Annotated in this window: 24 protein-coding genes and 1 pseudogene; 7 read left to right on the top strand and 18 right to left on the bottom strand. The window is 68.0% G+C overall.

Annotation, left to right across the window (positions count from 1 at the left end; translation table 11 throughout):
• Positions 1-48: 48 nt before the first annotated feature.
• The 10 genes from B446_RS21860 to B446_RS21905 all read right to left on the bottom strand — a co-directional run bounded on the left by B446_RS21860 (position 49) and on the right by B446_RS21905 (position 7,923).
• The gene (locus B446_RS21860; RefSeq protein WP_020941616.1) at positions 49-237 is read right to left on the bottom strand and encodes a helix-turn-helix transcriptional regulator; all 189 of its coding nucleotides are present in this window, start codon (positions 235-237) and stop codon (positions 49-51) included.
• Between the two features lie 184 nt (positions 238-421).
• Positions 422-1,567, bottom strand: a complete 1,146-nt coding sequence (locus B446_RS21865) for a DUF3631 domain-containing protein (RefSeq protein ID WP_020941617.1) — start codon at positions 1,565-1,567, stop codon at positions 422-424.
• Positions 1,564-1,905: a hypothetical protein gene (locus B446_RS21870; protein WP_020941618.1), complete on the bottom strand. Its 342-nt coding sequence runs from the start codon at positions 1,903-1,905 to the stop codon at positions 1,564-1,566. The genes B446_RS21865 and B446_RS21870 overlap by 4 nt, the downstream gene beginning before the upstream one ends.
• Before the next feature lie 86 nt (positions 1,906-1,991).
• Positions 1,992-2,894: a bifunctional DNA primase/polymerase gene (locus B446_RS21875; RefSeq protein WP_020941619.1), complete on the bottom strand. Its 903-nt coding sequence runs from the start codon at positions 2,892-2,894 to the stop codon at positions 1,992-1,994.
• 89 nt (positions 2,895-2,983) lie between these two features.
• Complete coding sequence (locus B446_RS21880) at positions 2,984-3,448, bottom strand: hypothetical protein (protein WP_020941620.1); 465 nt, start codon at positions 3,446-3,448, stop codon at positions 2,984-2,986.
• Positions 3,449-3,651: 203 nt separating this feature from the next.
• The gene (locus B446_RS21885; RefSeq protein WP_020941621.1) at positions 3,652-5,769 is read right to left on the bottom strand and encodes an FtsK/SpoIIIE domain-containing protein; all 2,118 of its coding nucleotides are present in this window, start codon (positions 5,767-5,769) and stop codon (positions 3,652-3,654) included.
• Positions 5,770-5,860: 91 nt separating this feature from the next.
• Positions 5,861-6,178, bottom strand: a complete 318-nt coding sequence (locus B446_RS21890; RefSeq protein WP_020941622.1) for a hypothetical protein — start codon at positions 6,176-6,178, stop codon at positions 5,861-5,863.
• Between the two features lies 1 nt (position 6,179).
• The gene (locus B446_RS21895) at positions 6,180-6,521 is read right to left on the bottom strand and encodes an RRQRL motif-containing zinc-binding protein (RefSeq protein ID WP_020941623.1); all 342 of its coding nucleotides are present in this window, start codon (positions 6,519-6,521) and stop codon (positions 6,180-6,182) included.
• Complete coding sequence (locus B446_RS21900; protein ID WP_020941624.1) at positions 6,521-7,654, bottom strand: hypothetical protein; 1,134 nt, start codon at positions 7,652-7,654, stop codon at positions 6,521-6,523. The genes B446_RS21895 and B446_RS21900 overlap by 1 nt, the downstream gene beginning before the upstream one ends.
• Positions 7,654-7,923 (bottom strand): DUF6284 family protein, encoded by a 270-nt coding sequence (locus B446_RS21905; RefSeq protein ID WP_020941625.1) that lies wholly within the window; start codon positions 7,921-7,923, stop codon positions 7,654-7,656. The genes B446_RS21900 and B446_RS21905 overlap by 1 nt, the downstream gene beginning before the upstream one ends.
• Positions 7,924-8,375: 452 nt before the next feature.
• Between B446_RS21905 and B446_RS21910 the strand changes: the two genes are divergently transcribed.
• Both B446_RS21910 and B446_RS21915 read left to right on the top strand, forming a co-directional pair.
• Complete coding sequence (locus B446_RS21910; protein WP_020941626.1) at positions 8,376-9,170, top strand: GntR family transcriptional regulator; 795 nt, start codon at positions 8,376-8,378, stop codon at positions 9,168-9,170.
• Positions 9,167-9,841 (top strand): YdcF family protein, encoded by a 675-nt coding sequence (locus tag B446_RS21915; protein WP_020941627.1) that lies wholly within the window; start codon positions 9,167-9,169, stop codon positions 9,839-9,841. The genes B446_RS21910 and B446_RS21915 overlap by 4 nt, the downstream gene beginning before the upstream one ends.
• Positions 9,842-9,986: 145 nt before the next feature.
• Here the strand turns inward: B446_RS21915 and B446_RS38995 are convergent, their stop codons facing one another.
• The 4 genes and pseudogenes from B446_RS38995 to B446_RS21930 all read right to left on the bottom strand — a co-directional run bounded on the left by B446_RS38995 (position 9,987) and on the right by B446_RS21930 (position 16,334).
• Positions 9,987-11,462 (bottom strand): PIN domain-containing protein, encoded by a 1,476-nt coding sequence (locus B446_RS38995; RefSeq protein ID WP_148305740.1) that lies wholly within the window; start codon positions 11,460-11,462, stop codon positions 9,987-9,989.
• Positions 11,463-12,112: 650 nt separating this feature from the next.
• A complete protein-coding gene (locus tag B446_RS21920) occupies positions 12,113-13,789 on the bottom strand; it encodes an HNH endonuclease signature motif containing protein (RefSeq protein ID WP_043478857.1) in 1,677 nt (558 codons plus the stop codon).
• 1,328 nt (positions 13,790-15,117) lie between these two features.
• A pseudogene (locus B446_RS40360) lies at positions 15,118-15,377 on the bottom strand (site-specific integrase); the annotation flags it as partial.
• A gap of 144 nt (positions 15,378-15,521) precedes the next feature.
• A complete protein-coding gene (locus B446_RS21930; RefSeq protein ID WP_043476211.1) occupies positions 15,522-16,334 on the bottom strand; it encodes a ParB/RepB/Spo0J family partition protein in 813 nt (270 codons plus the stop codon).
• Between the two features lie 558 nt (positions 16,335-16,892).
• Between B446_RS21930 and B446_RS21935 the strand changes: the two genes are divergently transcribed.
• Entirely contained in the window at positions 16,893-17,234 is a 342-nt protein-coding gene (locus tag B446_RS21935) for a hypothetical protein (protein ID WP_020941631.1), read from the top strand.
• A gap of 1,002 nt (positions 17,235-18,236) precedes the next feature.
• Here the strand turns inward: B446_RS21935 and B446_RS21940 are convergent.
• Complete coding sequence (locus tag B446_RS21940; RefSeq protein ID WP_020941632.1) at positions 18,237-19,004, bottom strand: hypothetical protein; 768 nt, start codon at positions 19,002-19,004, stop codon at positions 18,237-18,239.
• A 172-nt stretch (positions 19,005-19,176) separates the two neighbouring features.
• On the opposite strand from B446_RS21940, the gene B446_RS21945 reads away from it, so the two are divergent.
• Positions 19,177-20,004, top strand: a complete 828-nt coding sequence (locus B446_RS21945; protein ID WP_020941633.1) for a hypothetical protein — start codon at positions 19,177-19,179, stop codon at positions 20,002-20,004.
• Positions 20,005-20,061: 57 nt separating this feature from the next.
• On the opposite strand, the gene B446_RS41170 is transcribed toward B446_RS21945, so the two are convergent.
• Positions 20,062-20,814 (bottom strand): helix-turn-helix domain-containing protein, encoded by a 753-nt coding sequence (locus B446_RS41170; RefSeq protein WP_020941634.1) that lies wholly within the window; start codon positions 20,812-20,814, stop codon positions 20,062-20,064.
• A 292-nt stretch (positions 20,815-21,106) separates the two neighbouring features.
• On the opposite strand from B446_RS41170, the gene B446_RS21955 reads away from it, so the two are divergent.
• The 3 genes from B446_RS21955 to B446_RS21965 are packed head-to-tail and all read left to right on the top strand — an operon-like array spanning position 21,107 to position 23,613.
• A complete protein-coding gene (locus B446_RS21955) occupies positions 21,107-21,778 on the top strand; it encodes a DUF4097 family beta strand repeat-containing protein (protein ID WP_020941635.1) in 672 nt (223 codons plus the stop codon).
• Positions 21,779-21,808: 30 nt separating this feature from the next.
• Positions 21,809-22,798 carry an ATP-binding cassette domain-containing protein gene (locus B446_RS21960; RefSeq protein WP_020941636.1) on the top strand — a complete coding sequence of 330 codons (990 nt, stop codon included), beginning with the start codon at positions 21,809-21,811 and terminating at the stop codon, positions 22,796-22,798.
• Positions 22,795-23,613 (top strand): ABC transporter permease, encoded by an 819-nt coding sequence (locus B446_RS21965; RefSeq protein WP_020941637.1) that lies wholly within the window; start codon positions 22,795-22,797, stop codon positions 23,611-23,613. The genes B446_RS21960 and B446_RS21965 overlap by 4 nt, the downstream gene beginning before the upstream one ends.
• Before the next feature lie 227 nt (positions 23,614-23,840).
• Here B446_RS21965 and B446_RS21970 read toward each other — a convergent pair whose 3' ends face one another.
• Together B446_RS21970 and B446_RS21975 are read right to left on the bottom strand one after the other, a co-directional pair.
• The gene (locus B446_RS21970) at positions 23,841-25,322 is read right to left on the bottom strand and encodes a hypothetical protein (RefSeq protein WP_020941638.1); all 1,482 of its coding nucleotides are present in this window, start codon (positions 25,320-25,322) and stop codon (positions 23,841-23,843) included.
• Complete coding sequence (locus B446_RS21975) at positions 25,319-26,155, bottom strand: undecaprenyl-diphosphate phosphatase (protein ID WP_020941639.1); 837 nt, start codon at positions 26,153-26,155, stop codon at positions 25,319-25,321. Before B446_RS21975 ends, B446_RS21970 begins: the two co-directional genes overlap by 4 nt.
• Between the last annotated feature and the right edge of the window lie 10 nt (positions 26,156-26,165).

The following is a 26,165-nucleotide window of genomic DNA, read 5'->3' on the forward strand; positions in this document are numbered from 1 at the left end:
CCCGGTATGCGCCGGGCCCCCTTGGGCGATGCCGGTGAGCTGGTGGAGTCAGTAGGCGGGCGAATCCAGGCGGTTGAGCCAGTCGTCGAGGTCGGTGCGTCGCACCCGCAGGTGGCCGTTGGGCAGCTTCACCAGCCGCGGCCCCTGGCCACGCGCGCGCATGCGGTAGAAGGCGGCGCGGCTCATGCTGATCTCTTGGAGGACTTCGGGGAGTTTGAGCATCTTGGTGCTGGCCAAGGCGGTGACTCCTTCTTGGGGTGAGGCGTCCGGCGGCACTCTCAGAAGTCCGCTACTTCCGCTACCGCCGCTACCTCGCAGGTCACGGGCCTGTTGGAGGTAGCGGGAAGGGGTAGCGGTAGCGGACGGGTAGCGGTGCGGTAGCGGCTTCGGATGCCCGTTACCGCTACCGCGTTATCACTGGTCAAGCCGTGTTTTCGGTGCCAGGTAGCGGAGGTAGCGGACTTTCCGGGGGTGGGGGGCAGTAGCGGGCCCACGCGTCGTGCAGATCAGCGGCGTAGTAGCCCTTGAGGACGCTTCCGGCGGTCTTGATGTTGCGGGAGGCGATGGGCTCGTTGTCGGCCGTCATGTACTCGGCGAGCATCCGGGACAGGCGCCGGTTGTCGAGCGGCTTGCCGTGCAGGTCGGCCCAGGGTGCGTCGTCCAGGGCGTTGAGCCGGTCCAGGATGGCGACGGTGGGCAGGCGGTCGATGCCGACCATGACGTGATCGCGTAGATCGGCAAGCAGCCGAATCCCCATGCTGCCCTTGTCGTTGGCCTTGGACGCCGTCACCAGGGTCACGCATGCTTCCCGAGCCCGCTCGGGCCAAGCACCGCCGGCGGCGTCCGCGACCGCGAGCAGGGGTTCCCATACGTCCGCCGGTCGGTCGGTGACACCTTCGGGCATGTCCGGCCAGGCGTCCACCACTCGCGCACGTGCCTGTTCGGCCCACTGCGCCAGCCGCTCACGGAGCTTGTGCCCCTGCGCCTCGTGGATGCGAGCCCGGAACGGTTCCACGCGTTCGTTGCGGGCCCGGCGGCGCATGCGGATGACAACGGAGCGGGTCAGGATCGTGTCGGGCAGGGAGCCGAGCCCGGCGACCGCGACCGCGCAGTACGAGGGGAACGCCTGCACAGTCTGGTTGCCGCCATCGCCGATACACCGGTAGGTGACCCCGGAGCGGCGGTGTCCGGCGTTGAGGAACCCGCGCAGTTCCTCGTTGTCCCCCGCCTTCGGCCCGAAGATCGTGTCGATCTCATCGAACAGGATCGTCGGCCGGCCGTTCGCCCCCGACACCGCGCGGAACAGAGCGGCGGCGGACGCGTTCACGGCCGTCATGGACTGCGGCACCAGCGTTTCCACGATCTCCAGGGCTCGCGACTTGCCCGATCCCGGCTCGGGGGACAGGAAGGCCAGGCGGGGCGTGGAGTCGAAGCAGTCGAGCAGGTGGGCGTGTGCGTCCCACAGGGCGACGGCGACGTAGGCGGCCTCGGTGGGGAAGACGTTGAACCGTCGGTGGAAGGCTTCCACCTCGTCCAGCAGCGCGGCCCCGTCCATGGTGGGGGTCATGCGGCGGCCCTCCCTTCGGTGGATACGGCGGGCATTCCGGTGCAGGCGGATCGGTGGGCGTCGTACTCGGTGACCAGCGCGGTCACGGCCTGGGGGCCGGTGGCGGTGCTGGTCTGTCCGCAGGGGCAGGTGTAGGCGGCGGTGGGAGTGTCGCCGGGGCGGGTGGACCAACGGGCGCCGTCCCAGTGGTGGCGGTAGACCGGTGGGGCGTAGATCCGGATACCGGGCCGCTCCGGGGTGGGGTCGGCCGTGCCGTGCCGGGCTTCGTCGGTCTGGAACCGCTCAGAGCGAAGTGCAGTGACGACGCCCTTGCGGGCGGCGCCTGTCGGCTCGCCCACGGCTGGCCCGGGCCCGGCTTTCTCGGCGCCGTGCCGGCCGGTGGGTGTCGGGGCTTGGCCTTCCAAGCGGGGAGTGGCGGGGGCGCTCATGCCGCCTGCCTGGGTCGGGCTTTGCGGATGGAGCCGTCCAGGGCGCTGCGGATGGTGGTGCGGCACTCGGCCGCGGTGAGTCCCACCGCCTCGCCCGCCCCTTGGAAGGCGTCCTCAACCGTCTGCCGGGGGAGGTCGCCCCACGCGACGAATCGCCCCACCTTGAAGGCGCATCGGTTTAGCACGGTGTTGCGCAAGCCTTCCGGGGCGGCGGTCACCACCGCGCACTCGGCTTCCAGCGCGGCCAGTGCCGCCCGGCTGCCGCCCACCGCTGGCAGCCGCAGCGACCCCTCAGGGCGCGCGGGCGCGGGCTCCAGGATGCTCAGCAGCCACGCGGGCAGAGGGGCGGCCAGAGAGGCGCACAGCGCCTCGTACCATCCGGCGGCGGTGACGCTACCGGCGGCGACGACGTATCCGCCCCACGCGCGGGTGTCGACCGAATCCGCCACGGTGCCCGCCGTGTTGCCCAGCCGGGCGCCCGGCGGGCAGGTGAAGTAGAGATGCTCTCCACCGCTCGCGGTCCGCACCCGGTAGGTGTTGGGGACGGCGTGTCCGGCGCGCTCGCAGAGCGCTGCAAAGGTGGTCGCGCCGCAAGGCGCGTCCGAACTGTTCTTGTCCTTGGGCACGTCCAGGTCGATGACGACCAGCCCGGACGGGCCGGTGGCGATGCCGACGTTGAACGGCGCCCGCGACCATGCGGCGCGGATGCGGGCGGGGTCGGTGGTGGCGCGCTGCTCCCACTTCACGTGCCCGGTCGTGCACGGGTCGGTGCGGGTGCAGGTCTTCTCTCCGTGCAGGGCGGGCGGCTTGCTGCCGGGCCTGCACGGGAAGACGTGCCAGCCGCGCTCGGCGGCGGTTAAGGCTGCACGGAGCAGCGCGGTTTGGGCGTCATGGGTCATGCTGGATGTCTCCAGTTCTCTTGATGGTGCTGGGTGACAAGGGCGGCCCCGCGGCTTTGGCGAGACGATGGGGGCCGCCCTTGGCGTAGCTAGCTGTGGAAGTGGTTGCGCTTGAAGACCGCCCGGCGGATGTGGACCGTGGTGCCGCCCTTGTGGCCGTTGGAGCTGAAGACCTGGACGGCGATCCAGCCGCCGAAGAGGACGGCGGCGAGGATGATGAGCTGGGTGATCAGCGCCGTGAGTGCGGTGATGAACGTGGTGAGCAGGAGCAGTCCGCCGCACACGGCGAGGAACCCGACACCCCCGAGGGCGACGTTCACCGCCGTCCGGGACACGGGTGGCTTCGCCGCGAGCGGTTCGGGCTGCAGGGCGTTGACGGCGTAGCCGGTGACGATCCGCCCGTTGGGCAGGACGATGCTCGCCACCGCCGGCACGGCGCCCGGTTGCATGAGGACGACCGGCGCCGGTACGACAGCGGCCGGGGTGATGGGGGCGGGCTGATGGACCGCGACATCCCGCAGCGCGGACGCCGGGAGGTGCTGTTCGGGGTACATGTGGAATCCCTTCCGGTGCTGGGTCAGGGAGGCGGCGGCACCCCCTTGGGGATGCCGTGTGGAGGGGGTTTCGGGCCGCTGAGCTGGGGTGCCTCCCTGCCTCCCTGGGCGATCATTTGCACTGGTCACGGCCAGGGAGGCGGGTCAGGGAGGGGGTGAGGGAGTTCTCCCTGCCTCCCTGATCCGGGCGGGGCGGCTCCCTGCTATCCGGCGTCGGAAGCGGAACCGTCGGTGTCACGATGGGCAAGGGCGCGGGCGATGTGGTCGCGGCCGACGACCATGCGGCCGTCGGACTTGTACGGCTCGGCGCCGGTGCCGTCCAGGACGCGGGTGAGGTCGACGGGCGACCAGGTGCCGTAGGCGTCCGGGTTCAGTACGGAGAGCCGCTTGAGCACGTCCTGGGTGCGCAGCCGCGGGGCGTCGCCGATGACGGCGGCGATGTCGGCGAGCGGGTCACGCTCCTCGTCGTCGCGTTCGATGGCGTGCAGGGTGGTGACGCCGTCGCGCAGGGCCTTGGCCCGGTCGGTGATGGCTTCGGCGGTGGCGTCGTCGATGAAGTGCGTGCGCACGGTGATGGAGGACTGGCCGGCCGGGATGGTGATGCCGTCGGAGGCGACGACCAGGGTGCCCCGGTCCAGCCCTGGGCGCAGCAGGTTCGGGGCGGCGCCGCCGTCCACGGCCTTGTCGCCCAGCGCCATGCGGGCCTGCGATTCGGTGCCGAGTGCGAGGGAGGCGCGGGTGTGGGCGCCCTCGCGGACCAGCTTGGGCAGGTTCTCGTTGGTGGGGTCCTGGGTGCCCTGCCACATCAGGACGTTGACGGCGCGGCCCTGGTTGTGGATTTTGCGGACGGCCATGAAGTACCGGGAGTTGGCCTTGGCGCCGCCGTAGGGGCGCTTGTCCTCGTCCTTGGCCGGGCACATGAACGCGACCTGTGCCTCATCGACCAGCACGATCAGCGGCGGGAACTGGGTGCCGGGCGGGGCCTGGATGCGGCGGTTCATCTCGTCCACCGCGCCTTCGACCATCTCGGTCACCTGGATCACGTGCTCATCGGTGGGGCCCTGGATGAGGGTGAGGGCGAGGCCGTCGAACATCTTCCAGTCGCCCACGCCCTTGAGGTCACCCATGAGGAACTGCACCGACTTGTCCAGGGACAGCCACAGCGCCAGGGACCGCAGGGCCACGGTCTTGCCCTGGTTCGACAGGCCGGTGATGAGCAGGTGCCGCTGATACAGGCTCAAGTTCGCGGCGTCGCCGCGCAGGTCCTGACCCCACGGCGCTTTGCCCTTGGCGTAGTCGGCGGTCATCGTGTCGTCGGTGGCCAGCGGGGACGGGCCGATCGGCTCGTCCAGCGCCCCGGAGTCGGCCACCCACAGCCGCACTGTGCGGGCGGCGGTCGGGATGGTGATGAACACCTCGTGCTCGTGCCGGGACAGGTTCTCAGCGAGCTTCCGACGCCGGTTCTGCACCTCGATCGTGGACACCCCCGACGGGAGGGTGACGTCGACTTCCACGCCGCATCCGGCGATGACGATCGGGGACAGCATCGACGCACCCGCGTCGCCCATCTCCTGAATCGCCTTACGCAGGGCAGGTACCCCCAGGTCGCGTAGGGCCTTGACCACGATCGACGGGGTGATCGGCTCGCCCTCACCGTTGCGGACGCCTGCCGGCAGTGCCCACTGGGGTGCGGCCTGTTGGTGGGCCCCGACGGACCACAGGGCGAGCAGGGCGAGGAACGGGCCGACCGTCAGGGCCGGTCCCCACACCACTTGCACGATGGTGATCAGCAGGTTGATGAACTTGATGACCGCCATGAGCGGAGTGACGACCTCGGTGGCGTCCTTGGTGGCGATGGCCATCGCGACGCCGAGCAGGACCAGTCCACCGACGCCCATACCGGCGCTCACGGCCGCGCCCTTGGCCGCGTCCAGCGGCGAGTGCAGCAGGTCCATGCGGCGGCGGTGGCGGGCGTCGCGGAATCGCTGCCCCCGCTCCTCCCACTCGGCAGCCGCCTCGAAGTTCCCCGCGGCTTCAGCGGCGCGGAGCATGCGCTCGTACCGGGCGGCGGTGCGACCGTCCCACGCCCGGCGGCCCACGATCCGCGCGCCCCCGAGGACGTACAGGCTGTGCCGGGCGACCGTGCGCGCGGCCGTCCTGGTGGCCTCGTGGGTGACGGCCGTGCGTACGGCGCGTCCGGACCGGAGCCACAGGGGGACCGGCGGTGCGGCCGGCGGGTCGGGGACCACGGTCAGTGTGGTCACGGGCGGGTCGGGCTCGGGGTTGGTGTCTTTGTGCAGGTGGACGACGTTGCCGCTCATAACGGCAGGCTCCTGACTGCCCCGGATCGGGGCGAAGCGAGGGGGGAGGGCGCGGTGAGGGGGCCGGGCCGCGTGGGCCCGGCCGGGCTGGTCACCACCAGCGGGAGGACTTCTGCGCGGCGCGGGCGGTGGCGGCCTCGTTGACGATCCGCTGCCGCTCGGTGTGGAGCGCGGCGATCTCCGCGACGAGCCGGGTCTCGGCCGACTGCCACGCGGTGTCCAACTGCCGTTCGGCGCGGGCGGGGCTGTTGCCCCTCACGATCCGGTACGAGCCGCCGGCGAGGGCACCGAGGACGGCGCGGCGCTCGCGGCCGTCCAGCGGCCACATCTCGCGGTTGCGGACGGCTTCGAGCTTGCGGTTGGTCTGCTGGATGGCCTTGTCCAGGCGGCGGGTGTCGGGTTTGCCCATGTCAGGCACTCCTCAGGGAGGGTTCGGGGAAGGCGCAGGGGGTGCACATGCCGAGCGATGCGGGGATGACGTAGCCCGCGTCACGGCGGCAGGAGGGGCAGAGGCGGCGGGCGCGGTTGGCCTTGGCCAGCGCCGCTCGCCGTGCGGGCGTCATGGGCCGGACGGGCTTGGCCAGGTCGACGCGGTACAGGTAGGCGACCAGCGGGCCCCGCCGTCGGCGCGGCCGTTCGAGCTGTGCCGCCACGTCCTGGCCGCCCGGCCGCAGGCCGCGTGCGCGGAGTTGGCGGCGGGTGGCGTAGCCGTCCGGGGCGAGGCGCCACCGGAAGACCGGCAGTGCCCCCATCAGCCGGCCCGCTCGGCGAGCAGCGCGTCACGCAGCTTGCGCGCGTTGGCCGGGGAGGTGCGCAGTTCCCGGCGGATGCCCTCGCCGGTGATCTGCGCGTCCGGCCAGTCGGCGGTCATGGTGCGGGCCTCGGTCAGGAGTTGTTCGGGGGTGCGTCGCGTCCGGGGTGCCTTGGCGGCGTCCGGGACCCGGTACGTCGCCCGACGCTGCCGGGTCGACTCGGCAGCCACTGATCGGCGCACGGTCGGATGCGTAGGGGTCGACTCGATCGGGGCAGCAAGCGCGGGGATCGGCTTGAGCGGCAGGCTGGACTTGCCCGCGTCCGCCGGGACCGGGTCGGGTACCGGGAGGCGAGTCAGGGTGATCGTGACCGGGGTCGATTCCGGCTGGTCAGCCGTAGACCGAATCATCTCGGTCTTTGTCGATTCCTCCGCATTCGTGCTCGCGGTGGTCGCCGGACCGATCAGGCCGACCGACGGCAGGGACGGCGGGTCGGTCGGGGTGGTGAACATGCCTGCCAGCGCGGCATCCGCACCTGCCGTGACGCGCTCGCACTGCACATCGAGCAGCCGGGTGCCTAGGGTGTGGTCGCCGGTGCCGACCCTGCGGGCCAGACGCCACGACTTGCGCTCGGACCACTTCTTAACGCGGTCGCTGGGGTGGTTGGCGGCCACCGCCCGGTAATAGGCCAGTTGCCGTACGACGGCCGCCGCGCGGGCCTCGGCTTCGGCGTCGTGGCCATCGGTGTGGACGACGATCCGCCGGGCAAGGAACGCCATGCCCTCGGCCGAGACGCACATGCCCATGGGGGTCACGGCGTAGATCACGGTACGGCCGGCGTCCGGGCCGACCATCGCGGCCATGACCGAGGCGGCGGCGGGCAGCGCCCACAAGCCGAGTCGGACGAGGCGGGGTGAGGACTGTCCCAGCATGGTCAGGCCGAGCAGGACCAGGCCGAGCACGGCGGTGGCGCCCTCGCCGGCGGCGACCGCACCGAGCGCGGTGCCGGTGCCGTAGGCGTGGCCGATATTGCTGAACGTGCCGTAGGCGCCGATGCCGCCGACGGCGGCCATGATGACGAATGCGACCCCGAGAACGATGCGCTGCGGGGTGGTCAGTTCCTTGCGATTCATTACGCGGCACCGCCCGACAGGCGCGTGCCGGCCGCACGGTTGACCAGCGCGACCCGCGCGGCGAGAGCCCGGCGGCGGGCGCGACGGATGCGGCGGGCGTCCAGCTCGGTCGGGGTGCGGTCCAGGGTGACGATGTGCGCGTCCAGCAGGTCGACGTCCGCCAGGATGACGGGCATCTCGCGCTCGATCGCGTCCAGCTCCGCGTCCGTCGGCTCCATGAAGTCGGCGAACGCGGTAACAGCGTCCTGAACTGTGACGATGTGCTCCATTGGGTCGTGTTCCTTTCGAGGTGGAACGGCCCGAACAGCACCCCTCGGAGTTGCCCCTCCGGGGGGTGCGCGCCGGTGATCGGAGAAAGCCGCGCGTTTCACGCGGCCCGGCCACTGAGCAGCGGCCGAAGTGCCCCGGACCGGACTCGAACCGGTCGGGCTGCGTACGGGGCACGCCGGTCTTCTCCGCCTTGTTTCCGACCCCTTCGGGCAGGCGGACCACGGGTTACCAGCAGTTCCCTGTGTGAGGTTGTCAAGGACCCAGCAGCTCAGGGCCCCACATGGAAGCGAGCTATCCCGAACCGCACGGCTTGAAGGCAGCCCTAAGAAAGCCCCTCCCGGCCCGCTGTCCTAGGACTGCGAGCGACCTGAGGAGACCATGGCACGCAGTCCTAGGACTGTCAACAGTCCTAGGACTGTGCTTGACTGAATCGCGTCGAGAGGAGTTCTGCGTGGCACCGAAGTGGCGCGACCTGGCGGACAGGTTCGCGGAGCAGATCAAGAGCGGTGAGTATCCGCCGGGCGCCCAGTTGCCCCAGATCAGAGACCTAGTCGAGGCTGGGGAAGGCTCCAAGGAGACCGTCCACAAGGCATACAAGGCGTTGGAGGCTGAAGGTCTCGTAACCTCGACGCGCGGACACGGCACCGTGGTGCGGTCGCGTACGCCGCTCAAGAGGCTCGGCATTGCCCGATACGACAAGGCAAAGTGGCGCGACGGCGAGGAAGTCGCGTTCATCGCTGACCGCGTCGCATCGGGTCGCGCATACAAGCGCGACGAGCAGACGCAGACTGTGAGCCGCGTCCAGGCGGACAGCCTTGTAGCGGAGGGGCTCGGCGTCCCAGTTGGCTCCGAGGTGTACGCACGAGCACGTCTCGTGAAAGAGGGGACGCAGCCAACTCATACCCTGACCAGCTACTACAAACCAGAGCATGTAGAGGGGACGCGCATTGTTGACCCCACTCCAGGCCCTGCCGGCCGTGGTGGCGGGTACCGGGTCCTCTATGACGCCGGATACGAGATCGACCACATGAGAGAGGCCCTGTTCGCCCGCATCCCCACGGCTGACGAGGTGCAGCTCCTGCAGCTCCCCGCCGGTGAACCTGTAGTCGAGCTGCACAGGACCACTTACATGGCAGACGGCACGGTGGTCGAGTTCGCGGTGGGCGTCCACTCGGCTTCTCGATTCGCATGGGAGTACGACTTCAAGATTCCGGACTCAGCGCACGACGGGAAGGGGCAGGAATGATCTCGACACAGACGTGGGAGGATGCCCGGCTTCTGTGGAACTACCACCGTATGCATCACGATCTGCGGCCCTGTTCGGTAGCCGTCGGTCTGGGCAGTCACGATCTCGGTGTAGCTGATGTGACGGCGGAGCTGTATCACCAGGGCATGGCGCCGGTCATCGTGTTCACAGGGGCCACCAGCCCCACGACCCGGGCGCGCATGCCACGCGGTGAAGCTGTCCAGTACCGCGAGCGAGTGCTGGAGCTCGGCGTGCCCGATTCGGCCGTAATCTTGGAGCCGCGAGCGACGAACACGGGTGAGAACATCGAGTTCACCAAAGCAGTTCTGGCGGACGCTGGCGTCGAGGTGACCTCTGTCCTCCTAGTGAGCAAGCCCTACGAAGAGCGGCGTTCGTACGCCATGATGCGGAAGCTCTGGGCTGAGGTCGATGTGGTGTGCGCGTCCACGCCGATGGAGCTAAAGGAGTACGCCGACTCCATTGGGGACGCTCGCATGGTCATCGACATGATCGTGGGCGCCCTGCAAAGGGTGCTTGTCTTTCCGGGCTGGGACTTGGCCATCGAACAGGCTGTGCCGGACACCGTCGTGGCTGCTTATGAGCGCCTGTGTACCGAGGGCTTCACGAGCCGACTCCTGTCCGGTGAGGTCGCCTCTCGTCCTAACGTGTGACGGGTTGGCGGGTCCACTACTACATGGACCCGCCAACCGGAGTGGTGCGCCAGCGATGCTCCGCATGCGGGCTAGTAGGTAAGACCGCGCGGCCATCACTCAGAAGCCGCCAGGTACAGGCGCATGAGCGAGTCGTAATCAATGATCATATCGGCGAATTGTGATCACCGTCATTACTGCCGTCGATGAGCGGTTGGTGGTAACTGGGCATCCGCTGCTCTAGCTGTGCAATTTCTTCGTTCAGGACGTCGCGTTCCATCGCTAGCTGCTGGCGCCGCCCAAGGAGCGAAATGGGTGCATTGGCACCCTGTTCGCGAATTTTTTCATCCAGTTCGGCCAGATGCGTATTCATTGCATCGAGTCGGCCACGGGTGTAGGCAAGCTTGTGCTGAGACTCCTTAGAAGGGCGAGGTGTCCCGACCTGAGTGGATTTCTCCCTTCTGTCAGTAGAGGAATTCAAATCGCCCAGGAGTGCTCTAAGATCTTCCGTCATTTCCCAATCCCGCCGCGAGATATTGAGTGCTACTGACCCGTCGGGCAATTCTTCGATGCTCCTCTCGATGAGGTACAGGAGCTGATCTGCCCGATTCGCGATTGTGCGTGCGGCTCGGACTCGGCTTGGATTGCGTCCGGGTGAGATCGTTTCCTCATGAAAATGATCCCTTATCTTCAAGAGGTCAACCATCAGGGCGTTGAATTCGTCCGGGTGTAGGTGCAAGGTTTTGGTGTTGGAACTACCCTCTTGCGCCTGGGCGACGGTGGACTCGCTGACGATCGCCCCTAGCTCAGACTTAGCGACCTTCAGAAACGTTCCCAAATCGGTTAGCAAGAAATCCTGGCCACAGCGCTCCTTAAACTCAGAAATCAGCTTAGGGTGGGGACCAATCGTTAGTCCGGCCTCGCTGTAAACCCAATCGTCCTTAGTGTCATTCGTTACTAAAATCACTGGCATTTCGCGGAGTTTGGCCTCGCGCAATACTTGCTCCCAGACGAAATAATCACCGTGGGCATTGTCTGCCTTGCCTGAGTCTCGATATCCCGGCGGGATCCTATCGCCTGCTCGCGTGCTGTAATTCTCTAGGAACTCCTTTTCTTCTTCGTCGGCGAACGGCGCTCCGACCTTCTGATCGAAGATATCAGCCAATGACTGCAGGATTGGGTCATCGGTGATGACCTTAACCAAATCCAAATCAAACGCGTCACCATGGCGTTTGATTTCGTCTATTGCCATATCGAATGCCTTGTTTAGGGGATCGATCAACGCCCTCTTTTCCTCTGGAGACATGGAGCGCCGCTTGGTGAAGGTGTTGATCTCTTGGATCGCTTTGTTCCTTGATTCATTCAACACCTTGGGGACGGTCGTGTAGAGGGCGATGTGCTCCTTTATGGCATCAACTCGACGAGAATAATACTCCTTCACCACCTGATGGGAGACCCACAAGCGATCTTCCAGTTTTGTCAGAGCCTGCAAAAGCTCGTCACGCGCTTGAGGGGTGAATCTATATAGATTCAGCAGGACGTTAGTGTCGAGCGTTACGAGATACTCGGTAACTCCTTTCTTGTAGTCTTCCGTTGACCTTCTCCACATTCCTTCGAACCCTGTCAGGAAGGAAGATTCCATTTCGTGACCCCCAGGAAGGTGTGCCCGCGCATCGACAAGGTAGCTCAATGGGGGCAACTGCCGGGCCTACTTGCGAAATATCGGTAGGGTTAATTGTGTGGCCTGTAGCCAGCTTCGTCCGAGATGGGCGGCCTGGCCGCTCCCTCCAGTGCATTGGAGGTCAGGGGCAGGGCTTGGCTAATCCAAGGGCCTCCGAAGCCGCCTAACCAACTGCGTAAGGCCGGGGCAACTGACGCGTCCGTACACGCTGACGGCAGCCTTCGACGGCAACAGCGGCGGCGGTGCCGTATCAGATGAGACAGCCTCCCACCTCGCAGGGCGGCCGCCGACGCGACTCTGACACTGGCGCCAGGGCGTGCGGAAGGAACTAGAAAGGCGGCGGTCTTGCGCCAGCCGATGGCGGATCGTCCCGGCTTGGCATGAGGCCTCTGCCCCTGGTCTCAGTTGCAGTCCCAGTTGACACTAATTCCGAGGTGGTTCGTTTCTGTCCACGGCCGTCTGGCACGGCGCCTGACCAGCGGCGCAAGGCTCATGACAGATGTCCGTGGACACGTCCGGACCAAGATCTGACAACTCGTAATGCGTAGTCCTTGCGGACAGGTAGGAAGACCCATCCCTCCCCTGGTCTCCAGGGGAGGGCCTGCCGAGGACTAGCGGAGTGCCGCTGAGTGCCGGTCTTTTGCGGTGGCGGCGAGGATCCGGCGAAGCTTCTCTCGGTTGACGCCATACGTCTTGAGAGCGTGGCAGTTGGGGCACAAGGCGATCATGTTCCAGGGGACGTCAGGCCCGTCCTTGGCCAGGTCCTGTACGTGGTCGACCTGCAAGATTGGGTTGCCGGCTGCAGTGAGCTCCTTGGGGTGGCCGGCGCATCGGGGGCTCTCACAGTTGCCCTTGCTGCGGCGGATGACTGCCGCTCTGGCGCCGGGGTCACGGACAAAGCGGTCCGCAAGCGAAGGCTTCTGGAGCCGCCCTCGTCGCTCGGCGTTGGCTTCTGCGTTCAGAGTCAGACGCTTGTATGCGTCCTCGTCGCTCTCGGAGGTGTCACGCACCTTCGGATCTACGTCGCTCGGGCGGTAGGAGTCTGTGTCGTCGTACAGGATGCCCGTGTCGGCATCCAGGGCCTCGAAGACTTCCGAAGGCCATGTCTCCCGCTCCGGAGAGGGAACCGGAGCCAGGATCCAGTGGAACTCGCGTCGCCACTCTTTGTCTGCTCCGACGCCCCATCGCATCCGGCGCTGGACGATGACAGCCCAAGTCTCGAAGCTGAACTGCCCCTGGTAGGGCTTGTGCCAGTAGCGGAGAGGGCGCCCCGCGGCCTGGTATTCGGCCATCAGCTCGTTGCCATCGGTGATCTTCTGGTCGCCAGACAGTCCGTCTCCCACGTAAGCGATCCAGTTCGTGTCCGGGATGCGGCTGTCGTTATATGGCCCCTTCTCGTCCGAGAAGGCACTCAAGATGCCGTCGGCGAGGCAGCCGATCCCTGCCATTTTTTGACCGCCGTACGCCCGCCAGATGGCGTCGCGGTCCTTGAAGCTCTCGCCTAGCTGTGGGCGAAGCGCGTCGGCCCACCGGCCGGCGAGTAGCTCGTGCAGCCCGAAGTCCTTGAGCAGGTCGGGGGGCAGCGGGTAGAAGTACCGCAGGATGAGGCCAGCTGCGGCAGAGGCCGCGGCTTCGGGATGAGACTGCAGCAGTGCATAGTCGTCCTCACGGAGCCCGCCGGCGGGGTCGACTTGGTTCAAGGACTCCTGGGTGGGACGGCGTCCCCGGCTGGTGAGGATGAGGTCTTCTGCACAATCCAAGACCCACAAGTCGTCGCGCACGAGTGCCCAAAATGGATATCGGGCGGCATCCGTTCCATCATCGACCTGGGCATATTTCACCAACAGCGATGCCACGGCATCACGCGTAGCCGACCAGGATCGCGTGCGAGGGGTGCCGGCCACAGCCTGCCCGATTGCCCACAGAAGAAGCACGGGCCTGTGCAACGCCGTTCCGTCCACGCGGCGTGCCGGCCGTACGTCTCCCACGCGGCGATGGAAGGTCTTGGGCGGCTCCACGACGGTGAAGCCTTCCCGTCTCAACCAGGCCACCGCGTGCTTAAGGCCTCCGCTGAACCCCGGCGTTGAGGGCTTGAGCGCTACGCCGAAGTCGTACAGATGGGCGACCCCGGCTATGGCCTTCGAGTCGTACTGCCGCCCCTCGTGAACGAGCAGGTACTTTGCGGCCGCCTGGTAGCCGTACTCGGCACGGAAGGCTTCGGGGCCGCGCCGGTCACACTCAGCAATCGCTCGCAGGATCCCCGCGCGCGTGATCTCGGAAGGTGGCATGGGCGACACGGTAGATCAGAGCCCTGACAACCGTACTCAGTTGGGCAGTGCCCAGAGACGCCGCGGGCAGACAGCGAGTAACCGCCGGCAGCAATGACGATCGATGGCCGCACCCGCTTACCGACTATTTTCGGCCATGTATAAATGCTCATTCAAATGTGAATCAATGTGGATGAATCGGTCAAGCTATAGACAAAATTGTGCCTATAGGGAAATGTGCACTTCAATTTAACTGAAGTGGACATTCCTGACCGTGTCACTGCAGGTCAGCCCAGGCGTAGCACCCTTGTGGAAAATACCGCTAGAAGCCCCTTTAGGCAACCTTTGCCTTCTTGATCGCTGGAATTCTCGGCGCCGGAACTTTTTTGCAGGTCAGCGGCCTACTGCGGGCGTCGGCTAGGTTTCTCTGCAACAGGAACGGCCGGACGGTTCGCACCCGTCCGGCCGCCTAGGTCGACGAGTTCGCACCTCGCTGACCTGCGGAAACTCGCACTCTGCATGAATGGAGATCCATGGGAAGGCTACCAGTCCGGGGTAAGTGGCCCGGGGCGCCAGTGAAAGACCGCTTCAAGGCGACGGATGTAGCTGCCTGGCCGCTCTTCAGCGTGGCGCAATGCGGGCGGTATCTCCTCTTGGGTGCGCGCACGCAGGGCGGCCGGTGTGACCGGGGGGTCGGGCGGGGGCGATGCGGGTGACGCAGTCCACGTGTGCATCCAGCTCCCTTGCATCACCGCCATCCCCTGGCACTTCGCCTTCGGCAGGTGGAGGCCAGGTCTCGTTCAGAACGATCTTTTGGACGGTGGTTGGCTTCACCGCAGCGTTCTGGCTGGCGTACGTAGTGCTCGTTGTTACGAGCCCTCACGGCGAACAAGTGAAGACCGCCATCGAGACCATGAAGGGCGCTGGCCTCTCTGGGCTTGGCACGATCTTCGGCCTTGCCGGCAGAGCCTTGACTGGTAGTCCCGGGAACGAGCAGAGCTAGGCATGTTGCACCCGCGACCCACCAGGTGTGGCCGTCCCACCGACAGTCGCCATGGGGAGCTTGTGGGGTCGTCTAGTTGGGCACGCCAAAAACCCCAGCTCAACTGAGCTTTCGTACAGAGACTGTAAATCTGCCGGCTCAGCCTTCCCAGGTTCGAATCCTGGCGCCGCCACACGGAGGGAAACCCCCTCTGATCAGGTTACTTACCTGATCAGAGGGGGTTTTTCGTTGTAGGAGTCCGTTCGATTCGCCGTGGACGAAGTGCGGCCGCGTCTCACCTCGTACCGCCCGTATCCCGACGTCAGTCACTGCGTGTCCCCCAGGTGTCCCCCGGGGGAGGGCATGTTCACTCGGGCTCGTGCCATTCCCGGAGGGCTGCGTCGATCCGGCTGTTCGCCCGCTCTCGGGGGTCTGGTCAAGGACCTTGGCGTACACCTTGTGCAGCACTGCGATGCTGTGGCCGGCGCGGCGGGCGCACTCCATGGCGTCCACTTCGGAGCTGAGCCAGAACGACACCCCAGCGTGCCGCAGGTCGTAGGGACGCCGGGCCAGCAGTGAGGCTGTCTCCGCCTCGCTCAGCACATCCCGGCGGGCCTTAGCCCATACGCGGACCTGAGAGCCCGCCTGCTTGGTGCAGGGCGCTGCTGCTCGCAGAGGCACCCTCTGAGGGGGCGTCTGTGAGCAAGCACCACGCTCAGGCCAAGCCGGTTAAGGGGCGTAGGCCCCTGGAGACGCCGACTTGTCGTCGAATTACGGTTCGATGCGGTTCTCGATCTTGCGGCCCTTGTTCCAGGCGTTCACCACGAGGCGGGTCGCCGTGGCCACCCTGGAGCCCGTGCCGCTGTTGTTGAAGCCGCCGCGTGAGGACTGGCTGAGGATCTCGGAGCGCCACTTGGCCGCCGTGCCCATGTTCAGGATCTTGCGGGCCAACTCCGTGTCGTCGACGAGGTCGCCCCATCGGCCGAGGAAGGCCCCGATGCCGCCCAGAAGCATGCCGTCCCAGGTCTCCGCGGCGCGTCCCCACGCCTCCTCGGCGACGGTGAGCGTGCGGTCGAAGACAGCGGCGCCGTAGCGGTCCACGATCTGCAGCACGCCGGACACGGCGCCGACACCGTTGGTCGATGACGAGCCGAGGGTCAGCCCGTGCTTGTCCAAGATCCTGTCCGTGTCGACGAACAGGGGGACACCGCCCGTGAGTCCGACCTGATACTCGTCGATGGGACGGGGCTTGTGGGACTCCCTGTTCTTGATCAGGAACAGAATCGCCTCCTGCGCCTGCTCCAGCCCGTGATGGACTTCAGCTCTGATCGTGGGGATGCCCGCCAGTGCGCAGGCGCGCCACCGGTGCTGTCCGTCGACGATGTAGAGGTCACCGTCGGAGCGCTCCGACACGATGATGGAGCCGATGGCTTCGCGCACCAAGTTTTTCGCGATGGTCTGCGCGCGCCGCTCGTTGAGAGTCCGCTGTGCCTGCGGGTCGATGTTGAGCTTCGTAATGGGAAGCTCAACCCCATAGTCCACGTCGTGCTCAGGAAGATCGAACGAGTACCGAGCCTTAGGCATGGTTGTGCCCTTCAGCGCTGCGTTAGGGGGAAGTTGTCGGCTATGCCGGGGATTTTGGGAGACAGCGCGTTTAATAATCTAATCACACGTCAGAAGGTGCGTACAAGTCCTCACGGTCCGGGAGACGTTGCCGGTTCAGGAAGGCTCGGGGCCGGAGGTGGGAAGTGGTCACCGAGGGCGGGAGTGATTCATGTAGAGGTCGACAGGCATGGAGTTACCTGACTCAAGGCGCAGGCATCTGGTTGCAGTTCTGGTCTCGCTTCACCTGCACGTTCTGGGCGTCCACCAGTGACCGACTTCGAGAGTCTGTCTGACGAGGGGTTAGGCCGGCCTGGCGAGTCCTCGTCGGCACGGACGACCGCGAGGAAGGCGTGGGCGAGGTGACCTAGCGTGACCAGAAGGTGAAGCGGCGGACCTGGCGCTCGTCCGGAAGATCCTCAGCGTCCGTTACCGCGGATCGCTAACGGTCTTCCCCCGGAGCTTGGAGAATGTCACCCAACTCGAGCTCTACTTTTTGGATAGCCCTCCGGACCACCGGACGGGAACAGGGAGGGACACGTGGATCGACACGAGAAGAGGCGGCTCCGCGACTCCATCGGCGAGCATCTGGACGTGTCCAGCACGCGCCTGACGGACGACGAGGCGACATTCCTGGGCAACTTCATCGACGCGTACGACAAGACCTACAGGGGGCACACGGAGACCCGCACCAGGAGTGGTGCCGGCTGGAGCTCCGACGGGAAATACACATATCGCGAGACGTTCACCGACACCTTCACCGACGACGTCGGCATCCGCCAGGACTATGAGTACCAGGACGACGACGGGGAGAGGAGGACGTCCACGAACGTGATCACGGATGCCCGAGGGGTCCTGAACTGGTTTAGAGACCGTACCTAAGTGGTGGTGGGGCCATGTGGGGTTGGTGCCCCCAGAGTGGGAAAGGCCCAGCTCAAGCTGATTGCGTCGCGCAGACTGTAAACGGGACGGCTCCTAGTCGTTCCGTGGCCATCAGTGCGTAGGTCTACGCTGCGGTGCATGGATGATCTCTTGGGGGGCTAGTGAGTGTGACCAAGCGTACGAGGACGCTTGTCACGCCTGGCGATCTTCACTGGCGACTCTGCTAGGGGATACCTCACTGCTGGCGCGATGGCAGGAGCGCCGGTATCAGTTCGCTCACCGAGTCGGAGCCCTACTGACCGAGATGCACTGCGACAGCTCTGGTACTGCGGGCCCGGTGCTCTACGGAGTGTTTGCATCAGGTGCAGGGCTTTGCTACGTAGGGCAAACGCAGGAGGCCGAACGTCGCCTGCGCGACCTTCCAGTGGGCGAGAGCCATCACCTAGCCAACACGGTGCCACCCGAAGTCTGGGAGAGGGTGGTGGTGATCCGCTGGCCGCTGCTGCTCTGCGAGGCGCCACGGTCCGAATAGTTGGAGGTTGAAGCCATGGGCTCCGCGGTCTGCGGACTTGCGCTGGAGCACGCCCTTCAACTGGCAACGGCCCCTCCCTTGAACAGCCGCCGGCGGCGCACTTCCGGTGATTGGCAGCCTCGCAACCTTTCGCGTAGCCGTTCCCGCGGTGCCCTCCATTCGCAGCGGATACCGGAACTCAGTCGACTGACCCTCGCCGCCTGGAACGCCCTGTCAGAGGCGGAGGTCCCGAGAGGGGCAGCGGTAGTTGCCACTGAGGTCGGCCGAGTGGTGTTCCCGTCGGCACTGTACGAACTGCCTGGCGGTAGGTCAGGACCGGGACGCGGCAGTCCTGACCGGGAGAAAGCGCAGGTGGAAAGGCCCCCCTCGCGCGGACTATAAAGCTGCCTCCTAGCTGCAAGAGTCGCAGACGCCAGTTGCCGGGAGTTGGACGAAGCAGCCCCGGCATATCGCTTCACCGCCGCTCAGTCCTACTTCAGTGCGACCCCGTCGCCCGCCGCAGTCGCCGAGCCGGTCGTTCCCGTTCCCGCGAAGTGCCAGCGCCAGGTGCCGGAGGCGTTCGCCGTGGTCGTCGTCCTCAGCTTGCCGGCGCTGTCGGTGGTCACCGTCTTGACGGTGGTGTAGGTCGAGGAACCGGACTTCCTGAACTGGAGGGCGACCTTCTGGGCGGCGAAGCCGGTGTAGGCGTTCGTGTTCCAGTCGGCCCGGGTCAGGGCGCCGGTCACCGTCAGGGTCCTGCCCTTGACGACCGGTTCGGGCGTCGCCTGGGTCGTCGCCAGCCTGGCGTGGCGCTTGACCTTCACCTTGGCGCTGCTGTCGAGGGTGTAGAAGTCGCCGTCGTAGGCGGCGGCTTCCACGTCGAGGTGCCAGGTGCCGGCCGAACTGTTGCGCAGGTCGGCGTAGTCGGTGCGGTCGGCCTCCAGGCTGTACGACCAGGAGCACTTCATGGTCTTCGACGTGGGACGCGTGCACGTCGGTGACTTCGCGTACTGGATGCGGTCGTCGGAGCTCACCAGCTTGAGGCCGACCATGCTCCTGATGCCCGAGTCGTCCTTGGCGGTGGCCGTCACGGCCAGCTTCTGCGGCGCGCTGACGCCCACGTCGACCGTGGACTTGCTGAAGGTCACCGAGGTGAAGACGATGTCGCCCTTGTGTTCGTCCGCCTGTGCGAGGGGCGCGACGAGGGTGAGCAGCATGAGGCTGCCGACGGTGGCGGCCGCGGCCGTACGGATGTGCATGGCTCTCCTGGAACGGGGGACCGGATTTCCGCTCGTGGAGTCCGGGTGTGCAGGAGACCGTCCACCTGGGGCATTGGTTGTACGTCCACCTGGAGTTTCCGCGGTGCAGGCGTCATGGCCGTGCCAAGTAGGCTGCCGCTTCCTGTGACAACGGCTCTCTGACGAGGTGTGAATGAAGACAGGCAGACGAACCGCGGCGGCGGCCGCGTTCGTGGGGGCACTGGGGCTCTCGGCGCTGAACGCGCCGACGGCTCAGGCGGCGGACACCGGTATCACCGTGTCGGACATCGTCATCAACGACGGCAAGCCGGTCGTCGTCGGTACGACGAAGGAGGTGAAGCCGCCCATCAGTTTCGACATCGCGCTGCCTGCCGGGTACAGCACCGATGACCCTTCCCGCTACGACGCCTTCCCCTTCCTGTACCGCGGCAGCATGGAGACGGCGGCCGACACGGGGGAGAACTTCATCGGGCCCGGTGGCTACACCTGCTTCGAGAGGGACACCAAGCACGCCCACTGCGAGGGCGAACTCCACATCGACCCCGACCCGAGCCGCGACGAGGTCGACTCCAACAGTGACGCCACGACCTGGAAGGTCGGTGTCTCCTTGCGGCTGTTCAAGGCCGACGGCGGCCTCAAGGCGGCCGAACGGGAGCCGCGCTCCCTGACCGTTCGGCTCAAGCGGGCTGCCAGGGCGACCACCGACGCCTCGCCGGAGCCGGTCACCAAGGGCAGGCCGATCACCGTGACGGGCAAGGTGACCCGGGCGAACTGGGGCACGAAGAAGTACGACGCCTACGGCGGCCGTACGGTCAGCCTCCAGTTCCGCGCCAAGGGCGCCGCCGCCTTCAAGACGGTCAAGAAGGCCACCACCGGCAGCGCCGGGACGCTGAAGGCGACGGTCACCGCCTCGCTCGACGGCTCCTACCGCTGGGTGTACTTCGGCAACTCGACCACCGGCGTCGCCACCAGCGCGGCCGACTACGTCGACGTGCGCTGACGCCCTGCGGCGGCCGGAGTCCGGACGGCCCCGGCCCCGTCGGGTGCTGTGCCGCGCTCAGTCGTCCGCCGCAGGCCCCGCCGGGGCGTCCGGAGTGGACTCGGGCTTGGTGTGGAGGATCTCGCGGGCCTGGTCCGCGGCGCGGGCGAGGCTCTCGGAGACGAAGTCGAGGAAGCGGGCGGTGTTCTCCAGGCGGGTGGCGGCCGGGGTGCCCGCGCCGAGGACGCCCACGCCCTGCCGTGCGGTCTCGGCGACCTGGGCGGTGGACCGGGCGCTCGCCATCATCGCCTGGTACATGACCTCGTCGTCGACGACGTAGCGGTCGCGGCGGCGCTCGTCGCGCTCCCGGCGGACGAGGTCCTGGCTCTCGAGGAACGCGACGGCCTTGGAGACGGACGCCGGACTGACCTGGAGGCGCTGGACGAGTTCGGACGCGGTGAGGCTGCCGGTGTCGCTGATGGTCAGGCACGCCATCACCCGCGCCATCATCTGCGGCGTGCCCGACTGCATGAAGACGGTGGTGAGCGTCTCCTCGTACGCGCGCACGGCCTCGGGATCGCGCCCGTGGGCCTGCGCAGGAGCCGCCGGCCCGCGGGACGCGGCCTGCTTGCGGCGGTGGGCGCGGTGTTCGGTGGCGCGGTGGGCGACTTCGGCGCGGTAGGCGGTCGGGCCGCCGTTGCGCATGACCTCGCGGGTGACGGTCGAGGTCGGGCGTTCCAGGCGCCTGGCGATCTCCGCGTAGGCGAGGCCCTCGGCCAGCCCCAGCGCGATCCGCTGACGTTCCTGCTGGGTGAGCCTGCCTCCCGGCATCGCGGCCTCCTCCGTGTTTCTGCGTGTTTCTGCGTGCTGCTCCGTGTTGCTTGCGTCGTGCCGCTGCGCGGCGGTGCCAGCATAGCGTTCACCTTCTGCTCATTGCAACGATCGCACTCAGGTGGCGTTGCGTTAGATCCCATGCCGTTGCAACGATTTCCCTGCACTGGCCTGCAGTTGAGCCACTCAAGCGCCGCAAGTGCGTTGCCAGTACTGTGAATGCAACGTAGCGTTTCTCATATCGGAAACAGCGGGCCGCATCGGCTCGCACCGCATACCAAGGAGAAACACCATGCAGAGGTTCGCCACCACCGCCCCCGTCGTCGCGGTCCTGGACATCCCCGCCGGCCGCGTCCAGCTCATCGCCGCCGACCGCGACGACACCACCGTCGAGGTCCGCCCCGCCGACGCCACCAGGAACCGCGACCTGAAGGCCGCCAAGGAGGTCGAGGTCAGCTACCACGACGGCGTCCTGCGCATCGGCACCCCGGAGGCGAAGCACCGCCTCCTCGGCCACTCCGGCTCCGTCGAGATCACCGTCCAGCTCCCCGCCGGCTCCCGCGTCCAGGCCAAGGCCGCCGACACCGACCTGCGCGGCGTCGGACGCCTCGGCGAAGTCACCCTCGAAGCCGCCCAGGCCACCGTGAAGCTCGACGAGGCCGACAGCGCCGACCTCACCCTCCAGGCCGGACCCGTCACCATCGGCCGCCTCACCGGCTCCGCCGAGATCAGCACCCTCAAGGGCGACCTGCACATCACCGAAGCCGTCCGCGGCACCCTCACCCTGCGCACCGAGTACGGACAGATCACCGTCGGCGCCGCCCGCGGCACCTCCGCCACCCTCGACGCCGGCACCACCTACGGCCGCATCGACAACACCCTGCGGAACACCGAGGGCGCCACCGCCGCGCTCACCGTCCACGCCACCACCGCCTACGGCGACATCACCGCCCGCAGCCTGTGACCGCAGCCGTTCCAAGAGGGGGCACTTCACATGACCGACCTGGCCATCGCGGCGTACGGGCTGCGCAAGTCCTACGGCGACAAGACCGTCCTCGACGGCGTCGACCTGGCCGTACCGCAGGGAACGGTCTTCTCCCTGCTGGGCCCGAACGGCGCCGGCAAGACGACCGTCGTCAAGATCCTCTCCACGCTCGTCGCGCCGGACCCCGGCACCGGCCCGATCCACATCGGCGGCCACGACCTCGCCGCCGATCCGCGGTCCGTGCGGGCCGCGATCGGTGTCACCGGGCAGTTCTCCGCCGTCGACGGCCTGATCACCGGGGAGGAGAACATGCTCCTCATGGCGGACCTGCACCACCTCGGCAAGCGCGAGCGGCGCCGGGTCAGCACCGAACTGCTGGAGCGGTTCGACCTCACCGAGGCCGCGAAGAAGCCCGCCTCCACCTACTCCGGCGGCATGAAGCGCCGCCTCGACATCGCCATGACGCTGGTCGGCAACCCGCGGATCATCTTCCTCGACGAGCCGACCACCGGCCTCGACCCGCGCTCCCGGCACACCATGTGGCGGATCATCCGCGAGCTGGTCGCGGAGGGCGCCACCGTCTTCCTCACCACCCAGTACCTGGAGGAGGCCGACGAACTCGCCGACCGTATCGCCGTGCTCCACGACGGCCGGATCGCCGCCCAGGGCACCGCCGAGGAGCTGAAGCGGATCGTCCCGGGCGGGCACGTCCGGCTCCGCTTCACCGACCCGGCCGCCTACCGGAGCGCCCTGGCCGCCCTGCGCGACGCCGCCCGGGACGACGAGGCCCTCGCGCTCCAGCTCCCGAGCGACGGCAGCCAGCGCGAACTGCGCGCCGTGCTCGACCGGTTGGACTCGGCGGGCATCGAGGCCGACGAGCTGACCGTGCACACCCCCGACCTCGACGACGTCTTCTTCGCCCTGACCGACGCCACGACCGCCACGAGCGCCACCACCGCCACCACCGCCACCCACCAGACCGAGGAGACCGCCCGATGAGCACACCCCCGGCTCCCGCCCGCGCGACCCGGTTCCCGCTCGCCGTGCGCGACTGCTCCACGATGCTGCGCCGCAACCTCCTGCACGCCCGGCGCTACCCGTCCCTCACCCTGAACCTGCTGCTCACGCCGATCATGCTGTTGCTGCTCTTCGTCTACATCTTCGGCGACACCATGAGCGCGGGCATCGGCGGCGGCGGTCCCGACAGATCCGCGTACATCGCCTACGTCGTACCGGGCCTGCTGCTGATGACCATCGGCAGCACCGTGGTCGGCACCGCGGTCTCGGTGTCCAACGACATGACGGAGGGCATCATCGCCCGCTTCCGGACGATGGCGATCCACCGCGGCTCCGTGATCGTCGGGCACGTCGTCGGCAGCGTGCTCCAGTCCGTCGTCAGCGTGATCCTCGTCGGTGCCGTCGCCGTGGCCATCGGCTTCCGTTCCGCCGACGCCACCGTGCTGGAGTGGCTCGCGGCCTTCGGTCTGCTGGTGCTCTTCGCCACGGCGCTCACCTGGATCGCGGTCGGCATGGGTCTGGTCAGCCCGAACGCCGAGGCCGCCGGCAACAACGCGATGCCCCTGATCCTGCTGCCGCTGCTGTCCAGCACCTTCGTCCCCCTCGACGCGATGCCGGGCTGGTTCCGGCCGGTCGCCGAGTACCAGCCGTTCACGCCCGCCATCGAGACCCTGCGGGGCCTGCTGCTCGGCACCCCGATCGGCCACAACGGATGGCTGGCCGTCGCCTGGTGCGTGGGTCTCGCGGTGCTCGGCTACTTCTGGTCGGCCGCCAAGTTCGACCGCGCCGCGGAGTAGCCGCGACCACCGAGCGGGCCTCGGCCCGCGCCTCGCCCCACGGCCCGCGCGCCTCGCCTCCCGTCCTCTGCCTCCGCCCACCGCCCGCGCCTCGCCTCCCGTCCTCTGCCTCCGCCCACGACCCACGACTCGTCCCGCCCGGGGGCGGCGTGCACCGGCGATCCGCCGGAGCGCGCCGCCCCCTTCGGCGTACGCGGACAGCAGGCGCAGGGCAGGGGACGGCGACCTCAGCCGTGGCGGGCGGGCAGGTAGGCGGTCAGGCCGGTGCCCGGCAGCCGGTGGGGGGTCCAGGTGCGGGCGTAGTGGGGCGGTCCCGAGCGGGTCCGGGCGAGGGCGGCGCTGGGCTCACGGGCGGCGCGGCGCAGCAGGGCGGGCACGCTGGTGTCGCGGTTGTTGCCGCTGACGTTGGCCGAGGCGCAGCCGGTGTAGTACCCGATGGGCGGGGCGTGTTCGCCGCTGACCAGGCAGGGCGCGGCGAGGCCGAGGCGGTGCAGGTCGTTCGCGGCGGTGCGGTACTGGCCGGCGGTGGCGCGGGCGTCGGCCACGTTCCGGCCGAGGACCACGGCCTGTGTGCCGAGGTGCAGGACCAGCGCTACGACCGCCAGCGCGACGGCCACGGCCCGCTGCCGGGGCCGGCCGACCGCCCGTACGCCGTCCGCGGCCAGTGTGGCGAGCGGTACGGCGAGCAGGGCGTAGGCGGGGAGCAGGAAGCGCGGGGCGGAGTAGTCGATGAGCAGGAGGTACGGGACGCTCAGCGCGGCGGCGCAGGCCACGGGCAGCACGGTGACCGCGACGCGCCGGGTGCGCCAGGCCACGGCACAGGCGGCGAGGGCGAGGACGGGCAACGCGGGCCACCACAGGGCGAGTCCGGGGTGGTCGAGTCGCGCGTGGCAGGGCCGGCAGAGCAGGGGACCGTCGACGCTGCGCCAGGCCAGGCCGGCCGCCCAGTGCAGGCCCATGCCGCCCTCGGTGGCGCTGGAGACGTGCAGCCGGGCGCCGACGCCGCCCCAGCGGACGTACGCCTCCGCGATCCACTCGGCGCTGCCCGCGACGAGTCCGGCCACCACGCCGAGCGCCGGCGCGAGGCGCCGCCGGGCCGGGACGAGCGCGCAGGCGGCCAGCAGGGGCAGCGCCAGCCAGACGCCGTCGGAGAAGCGGAACGACGTGGCGGTGGCGACCATGACGCCCAGACCGAGCAGGGGCACCCGCCGCCGTTCCCGGAGCCGTACGGCGCGCAGGAACCAGCCGGCCGCCGCCACCGAGGACAGGGCCACCCACAGGTTGGGCATGGCCTGCGGGCCGTACAGCAGGGTGGTCCACAGGCCGGCGAACAGCAGGGAGGCCAGGGCGGTGCGCCGGGTTCCGAGCAGCGGCCGCCAGACGCGGTAGGCCGCGTACAGGGCCCCGGCGGACAGCAGGGCCAGGACGACCCGCAGCACGGTGGTGGAGCCGGTGGCCGCGAGGACGGGGGCGGCCAGGAAGCTGATGCCGCGTGAGCGCGGGGCGCTGAACCAGGCGGCCGGGCGGTGCGGGTCGACCTGGGAGACGTACACCGTCTCGTCCCAGCCCAGCCCCAGGTGCGGGACGACGAGGGCGAGTTGGGCCACCGCGTAGGCGACGGCCACCAGCGCCGCCCACGGGACGGCGCGGGCCGGCCGGTACCGGGTGGCGAGGCGCGGCACGCCGTCCAGGCCCGTGGCGGTGGTCATGCGCTGAGCACTCCGCTCGTGAGCAGGCCGAACAGCAGGACGCCGACGGCGATCCGGTAGGTGACGAAGGCGTTGAAGGAGTGCCGGGCCACGAACTTCAGCAGCCAGGCGATGGAGGCGTAGGCGACCACGAACGAGACCGCGGTTCCGACGACGAGCGGCGCACCGCCGACCCCGGCGCCCATGGCGTCCTTGAGTTCGTACAGCCCCGCGCCGGTGAGCGCCGGGATGCCGAGGAAGAACGACAGACGGGTGGCAGCGACCCGGTCCAGGTCCAGGACGAGCGCGGTGGACATCGTGGCGCCCGAACGGGAGAAGCCCGGGAAGAGCAGCGCGAGGATCTGTGAACAGCCCACCAGCATCGCGTCCTTGAGGCCGGCGTCGTCCTCACCGCGTTTGTGCCGCCCCATCTGGTCGGCCGCCCACATGGCGCCGGACCCGACGACGAGCGATCCGGCCACCACCCAGAGGGAGGCGAGGGGGCCCTCGATGAAGGGCTTGGCGACGAGGCCGACCACGACGACCGGCAGGGTGGCGTAGACGACCCACCAGGCGAACTTGTAGTCGCGGTGGTAGCGCTCCTCGCGGTGGACGAGGCCGCGGCCCCAGGCGGAGACGATCCGCACGATGTCCTTGAAGAAGTACACCAGCACCGCGGCGATCGCCCCGACCTGGATCACGGCGGTGAAACCGACCACCGAGGTGTCGTCGACCGGGATGCCCATCAGCCCCTCGGTGATCTTCAAGTGGCCCGTGGACGACACCGGGAGAAACTCGGTGACCCCTTCCACGACGCCGAGGACGACCGCCTGGCCGACGCTGATCACGCTCATCTGGATCCGT

It is taken from the genome of Streptomyces collinus Tu 365, assembly GCF_000444875.1.
In the GTDB taxonomy this organism is placed as follows: Bacteria; Actinomycetota; Actinomycetes; order Streptomycetales; family Streptomycetaceae; genus Streptomyces; species Streptomyces collinus_A.

Bases quoted from the DNA above. Each gene is read 5' to 3' on its own strand.
- B446_RS21905 (WP_020941625.1), bottom strand. From the start codon at position 7,923: ATGGAGCACATCGTCACAGTTCAGGACGCTGTTACCGCGTTCGCCGAC.
- B446_RS21900 (WP_020941624.1), bottom strand. From the start codon at position 7,654: ATGAATCGCAAGGAACTGACCACCCCGCAGCGCATCGTTCTCGGGGTC.
- B446_RS41170 (WP_020941634.1), bottom strand. From the start codon at position 20,814: ATGCCGGGAGGCAGGCTCACCCAGCAGGAACGTCAGCGGATCGCGCTG.
- B446_RS21955 (WP_020941635.1), top strand. From the start codon at position 21,107: ATGCAGAGGTTCGCCACCACCGCCCCCGTCGTCGCGGTCCTGGACATC.
- B446_RS21930 (WP_043476211.1), bottom strand. From the start codon at position 16,334: ATGCCTAAGGCTCGGTACTCGTTCGATCTTCCTGAGCACGACGTGGAC.
- B446_RS21970 (WP_020941638.1), bottom strand. From the start codon at position 25,322: ATGACCACCGCCACGGGCCTGGACGGCGTGCCGCGCCTCGCCACCCGG.
- B446_RS21960 (WP_020941636.1), top strand. From the start codon at position 21,809: ATGACCGACCTGGCCATCGCGGCGTACGGGCTGCGCAAGTCCTACGGC.
- B446_RS21920 (WP_043478857.1), bottom strand. From the start codon at position 13,789: ATGCCACCTTCCGAGATCACGCGCGCGGGGATCCTGCGAGCGATTGCT.
- B446_RS21965 (WP_020941637.1), top strand. From the start codon at position 22,795: ATGAGCACACCCCCGGCTCCCGCCCGCGCGACCCGGTTCCCGCTCGCC.
- B446_RS21915 (WP_020941627.1), top strand. From the start codon at position 9,167: ATGATCTCGACACAGACGTGGGAGGATGCCCGGCTTCTGTGGAACTAC.
- B446_RS21890 (WP_020941622.1), bottom strand. From the start codon at position 6,178: ATGGGCAAACCCGACACCCGCCGCCTGGACAAGGCCATCCAGCAGACC.
- B446_RS21940 (WP_020941632.1), bottom strand. From the start codon at position 19,004: ATGCACATCCGTACGGCCGCGGCCGCCACCGTCGGCAGCCTCATGCTG.
- B446_RS21975 (WP_020941639.1), bottom strand. From the start codon at position 26,155: ATGAGCGTGATCAGCGTCGGCCAGGCGGTCGTCCTCGGCGTCGTGGAA.
- B446_RS38995 (WP_148305740.1), bottom strand. From the start codon at position 11,462: ATGGAATCTTCCTTCCTGACAGGGTTCGAAGGAATGTGGAGAAGGTCA.
- B446_RS21865 (WP_020941617.1), bottom strand. From the start codon at position 1,567: ATGACCCCCACCATGGACGGGGCCGCGCTGCTGGACGAGGTGGAAGCC.
- B446_RS21945 (WP_020941633.1), top strand. From the start codon at position 19,177: ATGAAGACAGGCAGACGAACCGCGGCGGCGGCCGCGTTCGTGGGGGCA.
- B446_RS21880 (WP_020941620.1), bottom strand. From the start codon at position 3,448: ATGTACCCCGAACAGCACCTCCCGGCGTCCGCGCTGCGGGATGTCGCG.
- B446_RS21875 (WP_020941619.1), bottom strand. From the start codon at position 2,894: ATGACCCATGACGCCCAAACCGCGCTGCTCCGTGCAGCCTTAACCGCC.
- B446_RS21885 (WP_020941621.1), bottom strand. From the start codon at position 5,769: ATGAGCGGCAACGTCGTCCACCTGCACAAAGACACCAACCCCGAGCCC.
- B446_RS21895 (WP_020941623.1), bottom strand. From the start codon at position 6,521: ATGGGGGCACTGCCGGTCTTCCGGTGGCGCCTCGCCCCGGACGGCTAC.